Here is a 16,378-nt window from a genome sequence, read left to right on the forward strand (position 1 = left end):
CGGTGCGAGGCGAGCGCGGGGGTCGTGTCGGGGACCGTGCCGGGGACGTCGGCCGCTATTGACCAGCGGCCGGGGTGGCATGGGACCACTGCCGACGCTCAAGCGTTCGTACCGCTGAGGGTCTCCCTCCGGATGCCGTACGCATGGAGCCGTACGGGCTGGGAGGGCTGTCGGGTCGGAGCCGATCGGGCCACCGACCGGGCATCCTCATTCGTGCGGATCCGCCGAGTCACGTAGATCAACTCAGCGAGCGCATTACCACCATACCCCGGATCCGCGCATATGCGATGGCCGATTTGGTCACGTAGCCGGTGTCACACTGATTGACCAGGGCCTTACGCCGTGCGGCGAGCGGGCTATTGTGCGCTTCATGACGACGCCAGCCAAATCTTCCGACGCACCCGCCGAACCCACCGGAGTCGCCGCCCAGGACTGGGCCCAGGCTTCCGTGGACCCCCAGTACCGTGCCGCGGTCGTGGACCTGATCGGCGCGCTCGCGTACGGGGAGCTGGCGGCGTTCGAGCGGCTCGCGGAGGACGCCAAACTGGCGCCGACGCTCGGGGACAAGGCGGAGCTGGCGAAGATGGCCTCGGCCGAGTTCCACCACTTCGAGCAGTTGCGGGCCCGGCTGACCGAGATCGGGGCGGAGCCGACGCAGGCGATGGAGCCGTTCGTCGCCGCGCTCGACGGGTTCCACAAGCAGACCGCGCCGTCGGACTGGCTGGAAGGGCTCGTGAAGGCGTACGTCGGCGACTCGATCGCCAGTGACTTCTACCGGGAGGTCGCGGCGCGGCTCGACGCCGATACGCGGCAGCTCGTGCTGGCCGTTCTGGACGACACGGGGCATGCGTCGTTCGCCATCGAGAAGGTGCGGGCCGCCATCGACGCGGATCCGCGCGTGGGTGGGCGGCTCGCCCTGTGGGCGCGGCGGTTGATGGGGGAGGCGCTGTCGCAGTCCCAGCGGGTGGTCGCGGACCGGGACGCGTTGTCGACGATGCTCGTCGGCGGGGTCGCGGACGGGTTCGACCTCGCGGAGGTGGGGCGGATGTTCTCCCGGATCACGGAAGCGCACACGAAGAGGATGGCGGCGCTGGGGTTGGCCGCCTGAGCGGTTGCCCCTTCCGGGGCGGGGGTGATGCGGGGCTGCGGGCCGGCGGGGCCGGATTGCGCCGTTCCCCGCGCCCCTTCGGGCCTGCGAGGCTCTTGGTGTTCGTCCGGCTGCCCGTGGGACCTTGTGCGCCGTTCCCCGCGCCCCTTGAGGGCCCCTGCGTGGGGCCCCGGCCCTGGGGTCGTCTGGCGGGCGGTAAGGGCTGTGCGCCGTTCCCCGCGCGGGTTGAGGGGCTGGGGGCGTCTGGGTGAGCGGGTGCGGGTTGTGGGGTGATGCGCAGTTCCCCGCGCCCCTTGGGGGGCCTGCCTGGGGCCCTTGATTTTTACGTGCGGGCGGTAAGAGCTTTGCGCCGTTCCCCGCGCCCCTTCGGGGGCCTGACCGAGGCGCCTGTGCGCCCTTCCCCGCGGTCGTTAGTCGTCGGGTTTCAGACCGTTGCCGAGTGGTGGTGGCGGAGTCTTCCCGCGGGGCGTAGGAGCAGGGAGACGGAGGCCGCGGCCACGGCTGCCGCGCCCAGCATCACCGGCAGGAAGCCGACGGAACCCAGCGCGGTGTGGGTCAGAAAGGCTCCGAAAAGGCCGCCCGCGACGCCCGTCGGGACGACGATCCTGCGGACCGGCAGGCGGTGCGGCAGGCGGTACGCCGCCGCCAGGGCCAGTGCCAGACCGAGGATGGCCGAGCCGAGCGCTTCCAAGAACATGAGGGGGTCCCTTCCGCACGGCTGTGTGCACTTCGGTCGTAGCCCGTCATACCCGTGACCTGCGGAATGCAACCCTCCCGTGTGGATGAGTTGTGCTCCATCTGTGAAGCGCGGACGGGAGGTAGGGGTGAGCCGCAGACAGGTGACGCGGTGGACGCGGAACAGGGCGCGCATGGCGAAGGGGCCCGGTGGCCGACGGCCTCCGGACCCCTCTTCCACGCTCTGCGGCGCGCCCTGCGTCCTACGCCCTACAGCGCGCTGAAGCCCACCTTGCGGGCCGTCGGCTCGCCGAGCTCCACGTAGGCGAGGCGGTCCGCCGGTACCAGGACCTTGCGGCCGTGGTCGTCCACCAGGCTGAGCAGCTGCGACTTGCCTGCCAGCGCCTCGGACACCGCGCGCTCGACCTCTTCCGGGGTCTGACCGCTCTCCAGAACGATCTCGCGGGGCGCGTGCTGCACGCCGATCTTGACCTCCACGGCTATGTCCCTCCGACGGTCACTGATGTGCGCGTATCTCCGCGCCGTACGCAGCACACATTAGCCCGGTGAGGGGACGCGCACGCTCCGCCCGAGAACGCCAGGAGCGAACACCTCGTGGGAACAAAGTGGCGGTCGCCACCGACGCGCGTGCGCGGGACCGGCCCCGGTCAGTGTTGCTCGACGCCGTGCAGGGGGAAACCGGCGATGCCCCGCCACGCCAGCGACGTCAGCAGCTGCACCGCCTGCTCGCGGGGCACGCTGCGGTCGCTGTGCAGCCACGAGCGGGCCACCACCTGGGCGAGTCCGCCGAGCCCCGACGCGAGCAGCATGGACTCGGCCTTGGACAGACCGGTGTCCTCCGCGATCACCTCGCAGATCGCCTCCGCGCACTCGAACGTGACCTTGTCGACCCGCTCGCGCACCGCGGGCTCGTTCGTCAGGTCCGACTCGAAGACCAGCCGGAAGGCGCCGCCCTCGTCCTCCACGTACGCGAAGTAGGCGTCCATGGTGGCCCGTACGCGCAGGCTGTTGTCCGAGGTGGACGCCAGCGCTGTCCGTACCGCGAGCAGCAGGGACTCGCAGTGCTGGTCCAGCAGGGCGAGGTAGAGGTCCAGCTTGCCGGGGAAGTGCTGGTAGAGCACCGGCTTGCTGACGCCCGCGCGTTCGGCGATGTCGTCCATCGCGGCCGAGTGATATCCCTGCGCAACGAACACTTCCTGGGCGGCGCCGAGGAGCTGGTTGCGTCGGGCACGGCGCGGCAGGCGTGTGCCCCGCGGGCGTGCCGCCTCTGTCTGCTCGATGGCTGTCACGCCGCCTCCCAAAATCGTCCACATGCGGTGAGCGCCGCGCGGCCATCGTACTTTTCGGTAACCGTGGTGTGCGCGGTGCGAGCGGAGAATTTCACGGACCGGACGCCCGTGAACCGTGCAGATCGCGCCATAGCGGGTCATGGCGGGCCAACGGGTTTCCGCGGGATTCCCGCGGGATTCCCGCGGGGCCGCTGATCCCGATCCCGATCCCGATCCCGATCCCGATCCCGGTACCGGTACCGGGACGGATTCACCGATAGTCGTCCTCGTCCAGTTCCACGACTCTCGCCTGTTCGGCGAGGTCCGCCTCGCTGGCGCTGTCCGGGTCCGCGTCCGTCAGCGGGTCGTCCCGCCGGGGTGCGAGATCCGTCCGCTGTTCGGCGGCATCGGCCTCGGGGGCCTCCACGTCGACCTCGGTCGCGCCGGTGTCGTCCGTGTCCTCGAAAGCCTCGGGGTCGGTGGGGTCGGTGGGGTCGGTGAGGTCGGTGGGGTCGACAGTCATGAGTCCTCTTCCCGAGCGGTGCGTGTGCGTTCTTGCGCCGGTACGAGTGCCCTCGTTCACGAAGCCTATGAGACCCGGAATGGGGCCGCTACGCGATCCGGCCGGGCCGGGGCCCATTCCTGTGACGGCGAACACATGATCCAGCGCGTGATCGTCTCGTAACATTGCCGCATGTCTTCGACCGAACTGCCGTCAGTGCTGGCCACCTCCGTCGCGCCGAAGGTCAGTTCCGTCAGGGTGGCGGCGGGGGAGCGGCTGCGCACGGTCGGGCTCCCCGGGATCACGCTGACGGTCCGTTCGAGGCCGCCGGCCGTCGAGGGACTGCCGCCCGCGCTGTACGTGCACGGGCTCGGCGGTTCCTCGCAGAACTGGTCCGCGCTCATGCCGCTCCTGGACGGCCTCGTGGACAGCGAGGCCATCGATCTGCCGGGCTTCGGCGACTCGCCGCCGCCGGACGACGGCGACTACTCGGTGACCGGACACGCCCGCGCGGTCATCCGCTATCTCGACGCGGCCGAGCGGGGACCCGTCCACCTCTTCGGGAACTCGCTGGGCGGCGCGGTCTCGACGCGCGTGGCCGCCGTACGCCCCGATCTCGTCCGCACGCTCACGCTCGTCTCGCCCGCGCTTCCGGAACTGCGGGTGCAGCGCAGCGCGGTCCCGACGGCGCTGCTCGCCCTGCCCGGGGTGGCGGCCCTGTTCACCAGCTTCACCAAGGGATGGACCGCCGAGCAGCGGGTGCGGGGGGTCACCGCGCTCTGTTACGGGGATCCGGGCATGGTGACGCCGGAAGGATTTCGCAACGCGGTCGAGGAGATGGAGCGGCGGCTCGCCCTTCCGTACTTCTGGGACGTCATGGCGCGCTCGGCGCGAGGCATCGTGAACGCGTACACGCTGGGTGGCCAGCACGGACTGTGGCGCCAGGCCGAGCGGGTGCTCGCGCCTACACTGCTCGTCTACGGGGGCCGCGACCAGCTCGTCTCGTACCGTATGGCTCAGCGCGCGGCGCGTGCGTTCAGGGACTCGCGGTTGCTGACGTTGCCTGACGCGGGACATGTGGCGATGATGGAGTACCCGGAGACCATGGCCACGGCCTTCCGCGAACTCCTCGCGGACACAGGCAAGTTGACCGACAGCGGCGCTATCGGTGCTACCGGCGCGAGGAGCTGAAGCGGGACGTGGGACGTCACAGCCGGCGCGGGCCCGCCCCCAAGGGCGACACCGCCGACCCTCCCGCTGTTCCGGCTGCCCGGCCGGAGACGGGAACCACCGGAGCGGCGGCGGGACGCCGACGGCCGCCGGGCGGACCGCAGTCCACACCTCCACCCACGGCCGGGGCACCCGCTCGGGGGGTGCCCCGCCTGCCCGAAGGATGGACTCCACAGGGCCCCGGAAACCAGCAGCAACCCGGAAGCCGGCAGGGCCCCGTAGGCCCGCCCGGCCGCGGAGGCCCGCGGCTGCCGGACGGCACTCCCGCGCACGGGTTCCCGCGGCTCCCCGACGGCACCCCTGCCCATGGATTTCCCCGGCTGCCGGACGGCACTCCCGCCCACGGCTTCCCGCGGTTGCCCGGTGGCGGTCCGGCGCAGGGCGCGCCGCGCAACGCCGGCGGCCCCCCGACCCACGGCACGCCCCCGGTCCGCGGCGGTCACCCCGAGCAGCGTGAGGCGGGCGGCGGCTGGGGCGCGCCCCGGACGACCACCGGGTACGGAACACAGGGAACGCGCGGAACGCCGGGAACGCCCGGAACACAGGGAACGCCCGGAACACAGGGAACGTACGGAGCCGGGGGACCGCAGGCGTCCCCGCAAGGGCCTCCGCGCGGCCCGGGCCAGGGCGCGCCGATCCCCGGGCAGCGGTACGGGCCGGGCGCCGCGGGCGCGAGCGGCCCGCGCCAGGCATACGTCGACGCGTTCGGCGAGAGCGGCGTGGGCGGCGCGGGCGGTGCGGGCGGTGGCGACGACCAGTTCGCGCCGCGCACCGCCACACCCGCCGCGGCTGCGCTGCGCGCGGACCCCTTCGCCCCCGTCACCGACCCGGACGCGGAGGTCGAGCACAGGACGCCGCCGCCCCGGGGGCCGAAGACGCCGGACACCGGGCCGGACAAGGCCAAGGGAGGCAAGGGAGGCAACGGCGGCAAGGGCCGCACCTTCACCGGCATCGCCGCCGCGGCCGTCACCACCGTGCTGGCCGTCGTCGTGGCGGGCCAGGTCGCCGACGGCGGCAGGGACGACGACGCGGGCCCGCAGGCGGCCGGCGGCGCCGACCGGCAGGCCAAGGACTCGGCGTCACGCACCGACAAACGGCCCGCGCCCTCCACCAAACCGAGCGCGGCGACGCTGACGTACGCCCAGCAGATGACGGCGAAATACCCCCTGGACGCCAAACTCAAGGGCGGCGGGAAATTCGACGCGATCACCGGCTTCGACAAGGCGCCGGGACCCGGGCAGAAATTCACCTACCGCGTCGACGTGGAGAAGTCCCTCGGGCTCGACGGAAAGCTCTTCGCGCAGGCCGTGCAGAAAACCCTGAACGACAAGCGGAGTTGGGCGCACGGCGGCGGCCGTACCTTCGAACGCATTTCCTCCGGAAAGCCCGACTTCGTCATCACGCTCGCCAGTCCCGGCACCACCGCGTTCTGGTGCGCCAAGTCGGGACTCGACACCACCGTGGACAACGTCTCCTGCGACTCGGCCGCCACCGACCGCGTGATGATCAACGCGTATCGCTGGGCCCAGGGCTCCGAGACATTCGGCGACAAGATGTACTCGTACCGGCAGATGCTGATCAATCACGAGGTGGGGCACCGGCTCGGGTACGGGCATGTGAGCTGCAGTGTCGACGGCGGGCTCGCGCCCGTCATGCAGCAGCAGACCAAGTTCCTGAACCACGACGGGATCAAGTGCCTGCCCAACCCCTGGCCCTTCCCGTCGAGTTGAGCGGGCGCGGAGAGACGGTGGCCGGGAGAGGGGCGGCTCACATTGACAGGCGGGAGAAGTTCGTTCATATTTTCTCGCATGTCGCCTCGTCACATCTCCGTACGCGCAGCCCTTGAGCTGGCGCTGTTCGGCGTGACCGCGCTCTGCGTGGCCGACATTCACTGTCGCTGACCCTCGCCCCTGGCGCGCGCGTCGGCGTTCTTTTCCTGTCTCGTCCGGCACCGGAATCACGGTGCCTGGTGTTTTCAAGAGTGCCCTCGTATTGCTGTGCTCTCGTGCCGGCGTGCCCTCGGGGCGATTTCCGCGATCACTTCCTTCTGCCGCGCCCTGTTCGCGCGCGGTATTCGCCGAATTCTCCCGAGGGGTTTCCTCCCATGCGCCAATCGTCCGTCACAGCGCGCCGTCTGGCCGCCGTATCCGTCAGCCTGGCCGTGGCAGCGGGTGCAGTCGCCTGCGGGCCGGAGGACAACGATGCCAAGGCCACATCCGGCGGCGCGGACGCGAAGCCGGCCAAGGGCGGCACCCTCACGGTCCTGAATTCCGACCCCCAGCAGGACTTCGACCCCGCCCGCCTCTACACCTCCGGCGGCGGCAACGTCCCCTCGCTCGTCTTCCGTACGCTCACCACGCGCAACCGCGAGGACGGGGCCGAGGGCGCCGAGGTCGTCCCCGACCTCGCCACGGACACCGGCCGACCCAGTAAGAACGCGACCGTGTGGACGTACACGCTGAAGAAGGGCCTCAGGTACGAGGACGGCAGCGTGATCACCTCGGCCGACATCAAGTACGGCATCGAGCGCTCCTTCGCGGCCGAACTCTCCGGCGGCGCGCCCTACCTGCGGGACTGGCTGATCGGCGGGGCCGACTATCAGGGCCCCTACAAGGACAAGAAGGGCCTCGACTCCATCGAGACGCCCGACGAGCGGACCATCGTCTTCCGTCTGAACAAGCCCGAGGGCGAGTTCCCGTACCTCGCCACGCAGACGCAGTTCGCGCCCGTCCCGAAGGCCAAGGACACCGGTACGAAGTACGAGGATCACCCGGTCTCGTCCGGCCCGTACAAGGTCGTCAGGAACGAGAACGACGGCGAGCGGCTGACCCTGGAGCGCAACACGCACTGGTCCGCGTCGACGGACGCCGAGCGCAAGGCCTACCCCGACACGATCGACGTACGCTCCGGGCTCGACCCGTCCGTCATCAACCAGCGGCTGTCCTCCTCCCAGGGCGCGGACGCCGCCGCCGTGACCACCGACACGAACCTCGGACCCGCCGAACTCGCCAAGGTCAGCGGCGACAAGGAACTGGCCGCGCGGGTCGGCACCGGGCACTTCGGCTACACGAACTACATCGCCTTCAACCCGAAGGTGAAGCCGTTCGACGACCCGAAGGTTCGCCAGGCGATCTCGTACGCCATCGACCGCGCCTCCGTGATCAACGCGGCGGGCGGGTCCTCGCTGGCCGAGGCCGCGACGACGTACCTGCCGGACCAGAAGTCCTTCGGCCACACCGCCTACGACCACTTCCCGGCGGGGAAGTCCGGCAACGCGGACAAGGCGAGGGAACTGCTGAAGGAGGCCGGGCACGCGAAGGGCCTGACCGTGACACTCACCCACTCCAACGCCAAGGACTTCGAGACCAGCCCCGAGATCGCCACCGCGATCCAGGACGCCCTGAAGAAGGCCGGGATCACCGTCAAGCTCCAGGGCCTGGAGGACAACGACTACAAGGACAAGATCCACAACGCCAGGACCGAGCCCGGCTTCTTCCTGGCGCACTGGGGTGCCGACTGGCCCTCGGGCGGTCCCTTCCTGGCCCCGATCTTCGACGGCCGGCAGATCGTCGAGGACGGCGCCAACTTCAACACCGGCTTCCTCGACGACAAGTCCGTCAACACCGAGATCGACGCGATCAACAAGCTGACCGACCTCGACGAGGCCGCCACCCGCTGGGGCGCGCTCGACAAGAAGATCGGCGAACGGGCGCTGACCGTGCCGCTGTTCCACCCGGTCTACAAGCGGCTGTACGGCAAGGACGTCAAGAACATCGTGATCAGCGACTGGACCGGGGTGCTGGACATCTCGCAGGTCTCGGTGAAGTAGCGCCGTGAGCGACATACTCCTCGCCTCCCAGGCCCCCGGCGCGACGGACCTCTCCGTTGTGCCGGGGGCATCGGGGGCCCGTCAGTTCTGGCGGCGGCTGCGCGCACGGCGCGCCGCCCTCGTCGCGGCGGCCGTCGTCGCCCTGCTCGTCCTGGTCGCGCTCGCCGCGCCGCTGCTCACCGCGATCGAGGGTCAGGATCCGACCACGTACCACCCGGATCTGATCGATTCCGCACGCGGTGGTGTACCGGTCGGACCGTTCGGGGGCATGAGCGGTGACCACTGGCTCGGCGTCGAGCCGCAGACCGGCCGCGACCTGTTCGCACGGCTGGTCCACGGCGCCCGCGTCTCGCTGGGTGTCGCGCTGGCCGCGACCGTCGTGCAGATCGCCCTCGGGGTGCTGGTCGGTGTCGCGGCGGCGCTCGGCACCCGCTGGGTCGACCAGCTGCTGAGCCGGTTCACCGACATCATCGTCGCCCTGCCGCTGATGATCATGTCCCTCGCGCTGCTCGCGATCGTGCCGTCGGGTTTCCCGCGGCCCGTCCTGGTCGCGGGCGTCATCGGACTGATCGCCTGGGGCAACATCGCGAAGATCGTCCGCGCGCAGACCCTCACCGTCAAGGGGCTGGACCACGTCGCCGCCGCCCGGCTCAGTGGCTGGGGCACCTGGCGGATCGCCCGGCGCGAGCTGCTGCCGGGACTCGCGGCGCCCGTCATCACGTACGCCGCGATCCTCATCCCCTCCAACATCAGCGTCGAGGCGGCCCTGTCCTTCCTCGGTGTCGGCGTGCAGCCGCCGACACCGTCGTGGGGGCAGATGCTCACCGCCGCCGACGTCTGGTACCAGGCCGCGCCGCAGTACCTACTGCTGCCGGCGGGCGCGCTCTTCGTGACCGTTCTCGCGCTGACAGTCCTCGGCGACGGGGTGCGCACGGCCCTCGACCCGCGCGCGGCCTCACGGCTGACGGTCGGGACGGGCCGCCGACGTGAGGCCAGGGCGGCCAAAGTGAACAGGGCGGCCAAAGCGGCCAAAGCGGCCAAAGCGAACAGGGCGGGCAGGGCAGGCACGGCAGGCACGGCAGACAGGGCAGGCAGGCACGGCACGCGAGACACGGCAGACAGGGGTGGTGGCTCATGAGTGGCTTCACCGGATTTGTCCTGCGTCGGGTCGTCGGCGTCCTGATCACCCTGTTCGCCATCTCGGTGATCATCTACGTCGTCTTCTACGTCACCCCCGGCAACGTCGCCCAGATCACCTGCGGTCCGCGCTGCTCGCCCGCCCAGGTCCAGCAGGTAGCGGACCAACTGCGCCTCGACGACCCGCTGTACGTGCGCTACTGGCACTTCCTGGAAGGGCTCGTCGCCGGCCAGGACTACTCCACCGGCACCGCGGTACAGCACTGCCCGGCGCCCTGCCTCGGGCTGTCGTACCAGAGCGACCAGCAGGTCACCGAGCTGATCCTCACGAAGCTGCCGGTCAGCCTGTCGCTCGTGTTCGGGTCGATGGTGATCTGGCTGATCCTCGGCGTCGGCACCGGCGTGCTCTCCGCGTGGCGGCGCGGACGGCTCACCGAGCGGGTGCTGACCGGCGTCACGCTTGTCGGCGTGGCCACACCCGTCTTCGTCATCGGCCTCGTCCTGATGATCGTCGTCTGCGGCGAACTGGAACTGCTGCCCTTCCCGCAGTACGTGAACCTCACCGACGACCCCGAACAGTGGGCGTGGAACCTGTTGCTGCCCTGGATCTCCCTCGCGCTGATCGAGGCCGCCGCGTTCGCCCGGCTGACCAGGTCGTCGATGCTGGAGACCCTGGCCGAGGACCACATCAGGACCTTCCGCGCGTACGGCGTCGGCGAACGGTCGGTCATCGGACGGCACGCGTTGCGCGGAGCTCTCGCTCCGGTCATCGCCCTGAACGCCAACAACGTCGGATCGGCCGTCGGCGGCGCGGTCCTCACCGAGACGCTCTTCGGGCTTCCCGGCATCGGGAGGGAACTGGTCCATGCCGTCGATGTCGTCGACCTCCCCGTGGTCGTCGGAATGGTCCTGGTGGTCGGCTTCTTCGTCGTCATCGCCAACGCCCTCGCGGACGTGCTGTACGCGGTGGCCGACCGACGGGTGGTACTGGCATGAGCAGGGGAAGTGCGGGCGGTACCGACATGGGCACGAAAAGTGCGGGCGGTACCGGCATGGGCACGGGAAACGCGGGCGGTACCGGCATGAGTCTGGTCGAAGTGGCCGGTCTGACCGTTGGATTCGGTGAACTGCGGGCCGTGGACGGGCTCTCCTTCCGACTGGCACGGGGTGCCGCGCTCGCGCTGGTCGGCGAGTCCGGCTCGGGCAAGTCCACGGTCGCCTCGGCCCTGCTGGGGCTCCACCGGGGCACGGGCGCGTACGTCGGCGGCTCGGTCCAGGTCGCCGGGACCGACGTACAGCGCGCGTCGGACGACGAACTGCGGCGGCTGCGCGGCGCACGGGCCGCGATGGTCTTCCAGGACCCGCTGTCGTCCCTCGACCCGTACTACGCGATCGGGGACCAGATCGCCGAGGTGTACCGCGTGCACACGCGTGCGTCGCGGCGGGCGGCACGCGCGCGTGCCGTGGAGGTGCTGGACCGTGTCGGGATTCCGGACGCGGTCCGGCGGTCCCGTTCGCGACCGCACGAGTTCAGCGGCGGGATGCGTCAGCGTGCCCTGATCGCGATGGCGCTGGCCTGCGAGCCCGAGCTGCTCATCGCCGACGAGCCGACGACCGCGCTGGACGTGACCGTCCAGGCCCAGATCCTCGATCTGCTCCACACGCTGCGGGAGGAGACGGGGATGGGTCTCCTGCTCGTCACGCACGACGTGGGCGTCGCCGCCGGGAGCGTCGACGAGATCCTGGTCATGCGGCACGGGCGAGCGGTCGAACACGGCCCCGTCGCCACGGTCCTCGGCACCCCGACGCAGCCCTACACCCGCGAACTGCTGACTGCGGTCCCGAGAGTGGACGCGCCGAGGGCCGACGTGCTGAGCGAGGCGTCCGCCGCGGTGGCGGGCGAGGTCGTGCTGGAAGCGGTCAGGCTGCGGCGCGAGTTCGGGCGCGGGAAGCGCGCGTTCGTGGCCGTCGACGACGTGTCGCTCACCCTCCGCCGGGGCGAGACCCTCGGCATCGTGGGCGAGAGCGGCAGCGGCAAGACCACGCTGGGCCGCATGCTGGTCGGCCTGCTGGAACCGACGGCGGGGCGCATCAGCCCCGGCGGCGGGGTCCGTCCCGACGTGCAGATGGTCTTCCAGGACCCCGTCTCCTCCCTCAACCCCCGCCGCAGCGTGGGCGAGTCGATCGCCGACCCTCTGCGGGCGCGCGGCGAGCGGGACGAGGGGGGCATACGGGAGCGCGTAAGGGAGCTGATGGAACGGGTGGGGCTCGAAGGGGCGCACTACGACCGCTACCCGCACGAGTTCAGCGGCGGCCAGCGCCAACGCGTCGGCATCGCGCGGGCACTGGCGGCCGACCCGCGGGTCATCGTGTGCGACGAACCGGTCTCTGCGCTCGACGTCACCACCCAGGCCCAGGTGGTCGCCCTGCTCGGCGAACTGCGTCGCGAACTCGGCCTCGCCCTGGTCTTCGTGGCGCACGACCTCGCCGTCGTACGCCAGGTCAGCGACCGGGTGGCCGTGATGCGCGACGGCCGGATCGTCGAGTACGGACCCGTCGACGAGGTGTACGAGTCACCCCGCGACCCGTACACGCGGCAGCTGCTCGCCGCCGTCCCCGCACTCGATCCGGCGGTGGCCGCCGCCCGTCGGGCGACCCGTAGAGCCGCCCGCCAACAACTGGCCATCGTATGACGAAACGTGTTCAGTTGATCTCTTAGCGCGACGGAACGCGACCCGCACGGGAAAGTTACGACCGTTCACCCCTTTTGGTGGTGCGATGGACAACCGTCCATCGCACCACGGCCATGTCCGCATACGTTCGTCCCGCTGCGAGCCGCCGGGTCAACGGCGGCTCCCCACACGGGAGATCGGGAGTGCGGTCGTGCGCATAGGACTGCTTACGGAGGGTGGCTATCCGTATGTGAGCGGTGAGGCCAGGCTCTGGTGCGACCGGCTCGTGCGCGGGCTCGGACAGCACGAGTTCGACATCTACGCGCTGAGCCGTAGCGAGCAGCAGGAGGACGAGGGCTGGATCCAGCTCCCCTCCCAGGTGAGCCGGGTGCGCACCGCCCCGCTCTGGACGGCGAACGAGGACGGCGTCGCCTACGGGCGACGGGCCCGACGCCGGTTCGCCGAGTGCTACGGAGAGCTGGCGGCGGCCATGTGCGCGGCCGACGCACTCGGCGGTGCCACTTCCGTCGCGGCGCCCGACCCGGGGCCCGCCGCGGTGTCCGATGCGGTGTCCGACGCGGGGGCCGGGGGTTCCGTCGGAGCCGAGGCTTGCGCCGGGGGGCGTGCCGAGGGGGCGGTACAGGGGTCGGTCCAGGGGTGGGTCGAGGGTGCCTCGGCCGGTACGGCGGACCGTTTCGGCAGCGCGCTGTACGGGCTCGCCGAACTGGCCCGGGACGAGGGCGGCATGGTCGGCGCCCTGCGCTCGGAGCCCGCGGTGCGCGCCCTCGAACGCGCCTGCCGCGCGCCCGGCGCACTGCGCGCCGCGCGCACCGCCCGTGTGCCGGATCTGCTCACCGTCGCCGCCCAGGTGGAACGCGCCCTGCGCCCCCTCTCCCTCGACTGGTACGGCGACGACGGGCTCGGCTCGGTCGACCTGTGCCACGCCACGTCCGGCGGCGCCGCGGCCCTGCCGGGACTGCTCGCCCACCACTTCTCGGGTGTACCCCTGCTGGTCACGGAGTACGGAGTGCAACTGCGGGCGCACTATCTGGGCCCGCGCGAGGATCTTCGGGGCCACGTGGTGTCGGCCCCGGCGCGGGCGCTGCTCGCGGCGTTCCACGGCCGGCTCGCCGCGGAGGCCTACCGGCAGGCCGCGGTCATCACACCTGGCAACACGCACGCCCGCCGCTGGCAGGAGCGCTGCGGCGCCGACCGGACCAGGATCCGCACCGTCTATCCCGGCATGGAGTCGTCCCGCTTCTCGGAGGTGGGCGAGAGTGCCGAACACGCCGACCCGTACAGCCTGGTGTGGGTCGGGCGCATCGAGCCCGCCAAGGACCTGGTCTCGCTGCTGCACGCCTTCGCGGAGATCCGCAAGGAGGAACCGAAGGCGCGACTGCGGATCGTCGGAGCCCCCGCCGACGGACCGGAGGGCGCGACGTATCTGGCGAACTGCAAGGCGCTCGCCGCGCAGCTCTTCCCCGACGGGGCCCACGGCGTGCACGCCGTGGGCGACGACCCGGTCTCCTTCGAGGAGATCGGCGGTCCTGACGTACCGACCCTCCCCGAGGCCTATGCGGCGGGCGCCCTCGTCGTCCTGTCCAGCGTCGTCGAAGGTTTCCCCATCAGCCTTGTCGAGGCGATGTTCTCCGGCCGCGCCACGGTGTCCACGGACGTCGGCGCGGTCGTCGAGGTCATCGGCGGTACAGGGCTCGTGGTCCCGCCGCGCAACCCGCGGGCGCTCGCGGAGGCCTGCGTCGCCCTGCTGCGCGACCCGGAGCGCCGGTCGCGGCTGGGCGCGGCGGCCCGCGCCCGGGCGCTCGAACTGTTCACCGTCGAGCAGAACATCATGGCATTTCACGGCATTTACCTCGATATCGTCTCGCGTTGTCCGGTTCAGCGGGTCGTGGTCGACGCTGCGGGCGAGCCCCTTCCGTTCGCCATACCCGTCGAGTCGCAGGTGCCGGGCAGCTGGCCGGAACCGGCGAGGCGGCCGGGAGCCGGGAGACCGGGCCCGGGCCGGGCGGCAGGACCGCCGGTACGGGGTGTCCCGCTGGGGCTCGCTCCGGGCGACCCCATGCCCGCGGGGGAGGGGGCGTGGTGAGCGCGCGACGGATCGGAGCAGCGGACCGGGCCGCCGGCAACGCCACCGAGGGCACGGCGGACACTGCGGGCACCGAGGCCCGGCAGCCGGGAGGCCTCGGGGACTCGCGCGGCCTGAACGCCGAGGTGGGCGAGATCAAGGTGGTGGACATCCAGCCCGGCGAGACCCGGGTGGTCGACGTCCAGCTGGGCGAGTCGAGAATCGCGGACGCACGCCCGGACGAAACGGGACGGGCGGGCCTCCGCCCCAGTTGGGCGAAAGACTCGGCCGCCCGGCCGGACGGGATGCCCGTCGCGCAGGCGCCGCAGGAGGCCCGGCGCGGATCGTGGCAGGACACCCGGCCGGGACCTGAGCCGGAGTTTGAGCAGGGGGCGCCCCAGGGATCGCCCCGGAGGACGCAGCAGAATCCCTCGACGGCGACGTATGTCCGGCTGGCGTGGGACGCCGTGACGGTCCCGGCGGAGGCCTCCCCTCCGACTGTGGACCGGCAGGTTTCCGAGCAGCAACTTCCCGCACAGCAGGTTCCGGAACAGCGGGTTTCCGAACGACAGGTTTCCGAACAGCGGGTGTCCGAACGGCACGTTTCCGACCAGGAGGCTTTCGGCCTGGTGGACGCGGTCGTCGCTCCCGACCAGGCCGACGACCAGGCCGACGGCCAGCTCGGCGAGCCGGTCGTCGCCGACCGCACGCCCTCCGCCCCTCGCGGCGCCGCCGACCCGGTGAAGGCCCTGATGCACCGCCATCGGCAACTGTGCGAGCGCGCGGTGGACCCTCTGGAGATCGCCGCGGCCCTGGAGGCGCACGGGGTGACCGACCGGACCGCCACCCACTTCCGGCACCGGGACGTCTTCTCCCTCGCGGAGGAGATGTACGCGCGAGTACCCCGCGCCGAGGACACCGCACCGCGGCCCGAGCCACCCGACACCCCCAAGGCCCGCGCCGACTGGGCCGTACTCACCCTGCTGCCGGGCGCTCTGTGCGCGGCGGTCGTGACCGGGTTGCGGTACACCGAAGGCCGGCCGCGCCTCGCGGTGACCGTCGTCGGCGTAGTCGCCGTGGCCCTCGCCGTACGCGCGGCCCGCAGCCGCGGCCCCCTGCACGCCACGCGGCCGTGGTCCCCGACACCGTCCACCCGCGCGTGGACCTACTGGCTCGTCACCTACGCCCTCCTCGGCGACGGCCTGCTCGCCGCCGCCATCGAGGGCGGCCCCGACGGGCCACCCACCGGCAGCCCCGACAGCTCCTGGCCGATCGCCCTCTCGTCCGTCCTGGCCCTGAGCACGGCCTGCGCCCCGGCGGCCTGGTGCGCCCACCTCTTCGCCGTACGCGCCCGCCGCCGTCTCGCCGCCAGCCGCGCCCTGGAGGACTTCGCATCCTCCGTGAAACCCCTGCTGTTCGGCGTGTTCGCGCTGTTCCTCTGCGTCTTCGGCGGCCTGCTCGCCCTGTGCGGAGCGGTACTGGACGAACCCGCCGCCTACGCCGGAACCGGCGCCCTCGGCGCACTCCTCCTGCTCGCCCGGCTTCTCACCGTGCACGGATTCCGGCACGCCCCCGCCGTCATGCTCGCCGCCGCGGGCGTGGGCGAGGCCGTCGCTCTCCTGAGCGTCTTCGCGAGCCGCCTCCCCGGCTGCGAGGCGCTGGCCGTACCCGTGGAGACCGCGGCCGGCGCCTGGGGAGCGGGCGCGATCCCGGCTCTCGTGTGCGGGGCCGCGGCACTCGTCCTGCTGCTCCACGCGACCAGGACCCTCACCCGGGCCTCCGCCCACGCGGCCCACGGCGACGCGCCATGAGCCACCACCGACTCTCGGCCCCCGGGATTTCGTGATGGATCT

The 16,378-nt window shown here is 71.6% G+C and carries 14 protein-coding genes; 10 read left to right on the forward strand and 4 right to left on the reverse strand.

Annotated elements, in window-relative coordinates:
* The first annotated feature begins 370 nt into the window (after window positions 1-370).
* Window positions 371-1,108 (forward strand): ferritin-like fold-containing protein, encoded by a 738-nt coding sequence (locus K3769_RS16175; protein WP_189769179.1) that lies wholly within the window; start codon window positions 371-373, stop codon window positions 1,106-1,108.
* 424 nt (window positions 1,109-1,532) lie between these two features.
* On the opposite strand, the gene K3769_RS16180 is transcribed toward K3769_RS16175, so the two are convergent.
* From K3769_RS16180 to K3769_RS16195, 4 genes are all read right to left on the reverse strand, one after another.
* Window positions 1,533-1,805 (reverse strand): hypothetical protein, encoded by a 273-nt coding sequence (locus tag K3769_RS16180; RefSeq protein ID WP_267027135.1) that lies wholly within the window; start codon window positions 1,803-1,805, stop codon window positions 1,533-1,535.
* 248 nt (window positions 1,806-2,053) lie between these two features.
* On the reverse strand, window positions 2,054-2,281 hold the full coding sequence (locus tag K3769_RS16185) for a DUF3107 domain-containing protein (RefSeq protein ID WP_055519750.1): 228 nt from the start codon (window positions 2,279-2,281) through the stop codon (window positions 2,054-2,056).
* 170 nt (window positions 2,282-2,451) lie between these two features.
* Complete coding sequence (locus K3769_RS16190; RefSeq protein ID WP_267027136.1) at window positions 2,452-3,093, reverse strand: TetR/AcrR family transcriptional regulator; 642 nt, start codon at window positions 3,091-3,093, stop codon at window positions 2,452-2,454.
* Between the two features lie 250 nt (window positions 3,094-3,343).
* A complete protein-coding gene (locus tag K3769_RS16195; protein ID WP_267027137.1) occupies window positions 3,344-3,595 on the reverse strand; it encodes an Rv3202a family protein in 252 nt (83 codons plus the stop codon).
* A gap of 171 nt (window positions 3,596-3,766) precedes the next feature.
* Between K3769_RS16195 and K3769_RS16200 the strand changes: the two genes are divergently transcribed.
* From K3769_RS16200 to K3769_RS16235, 9 genes are all read left to right on the forward strand, one after another.
* Entirely contained in the window at window positions 3,767-4,765 is a 999-nt protein-coding gene (locus tag K3769_RS16200) for an alpha/beta fold hydrolase (RefSeq protein WP_267027138.1), read from the forward strand.
* 8 nt (window positions 4,766-4,773) lie between these two features.
* Complete coding sequence (locus K3769_RS16205) at window positions 4,774-6,534, forward strand: DUF3152 domain-containing protein (protein WP_267027139.1); 1,761 nt, start codon at window positions 4,774-4,776, stop codon at window positions 6,532-6,534.
* Between the two features lie 78 nt (window positions 6,535-6,612).
* Window positions 6,613-6,705, forward strand: coding sequence for an Ms4533A family Cys-rich leader peptide (locus K3769_RS41135; protein ID WP_314410954.1), 93 nt, complete (start codon window positions 6,613-6,615; stop codon window positions 6,703-6,705).
* A 203-nt stretch (window positions 6,706-6,908) separates the two neighbouring features.
* Window positions 6,909-8,633, forward strand: a complete 1,725-nt coding sequence (locus tag K3769_RS16210) for an ABC transporter substrate-binding protein (protein ID WP_267027140.1) — start codon at window positions 6,909-6,911, stop codon at window positions 8,631-8,633.
* Between the two features lie 4 nt (window positions 8,634-8,637).
* On the forward strand, window positions 8,638-9,771 hold the full coding sequence (locus K3769_RS16215; RefSeq protein ID WP_267027141.1) for an ABC transporter permease: 1,134 nt from the start codon (window positions 8,638-8,640) through the stop codon (window positions 9,769-9,771).
* Window positions 9,768-10,766 (forward strand): ABC transporter permease, encoded by a 999-nt coding sequence (locus tag K3769_RS16220; protein WP_267027142.1) that lies wholly within the window; start codon window positions 9,768-9,770, stop codon window positions 10,764-10,766. The genes K3769_RS16215 and K3769_RS16220 overlap by 4 nt, the downstream gene beginning before the upstream one ends.
* A gap of 86 nt (window positions 10,767-10,852) precedes the next feature.
* The gene (locus tag K3769_RS16225) at window positions 10,853-12,463 is read left to right on the forward strand and encodes a dipeptide ABC transporter ATP-binding protein (protein ID WP_267031399.1); all 1,611 of its coding nucleotides are present in this window, start codon (window positions 10,853-10,855) and stop codon (window positions 12,461-12,463) included.
* 190 nt (window positions 12,464-12,653) lie between these two features.
* Window positions 12,654-14,546, forward strand: a complete 1,893-nt coding sequence (locus K3769_RS16230) for a DUF3492 domain-containing protein (protein WP_267027143.1) — start codon at window positions 12,654-12,656, stop codon at window positions 14,544-14,546.
* Window positions 14,543-16,336, forward strand: coding sequence for a hypothetical protein (locus K3769_RS16235; RefSeq protein ID WP_372514953.1), 1,794 nt, complete (start codon window positions 14,543-14,545; stop codon window positions 16,334-16,336). Before K3769_RS16230 ends, K3769_RS16235 begins: the two co-directional genes overlap by 4 nt.
* The last annotated feature ends 42 nt before the right edge of the window (window positions 16,337-16,378 follow it).

Origin of the sequence: Streptomyces ortus, assembly GCF_026341275.1 — a bacterium.
GTDB lineage: Bacteria > Actinomycetota > Actinomycetes > Streptomycetales > Streptomycetaceae > Streptomyces > Streptomyces ortus.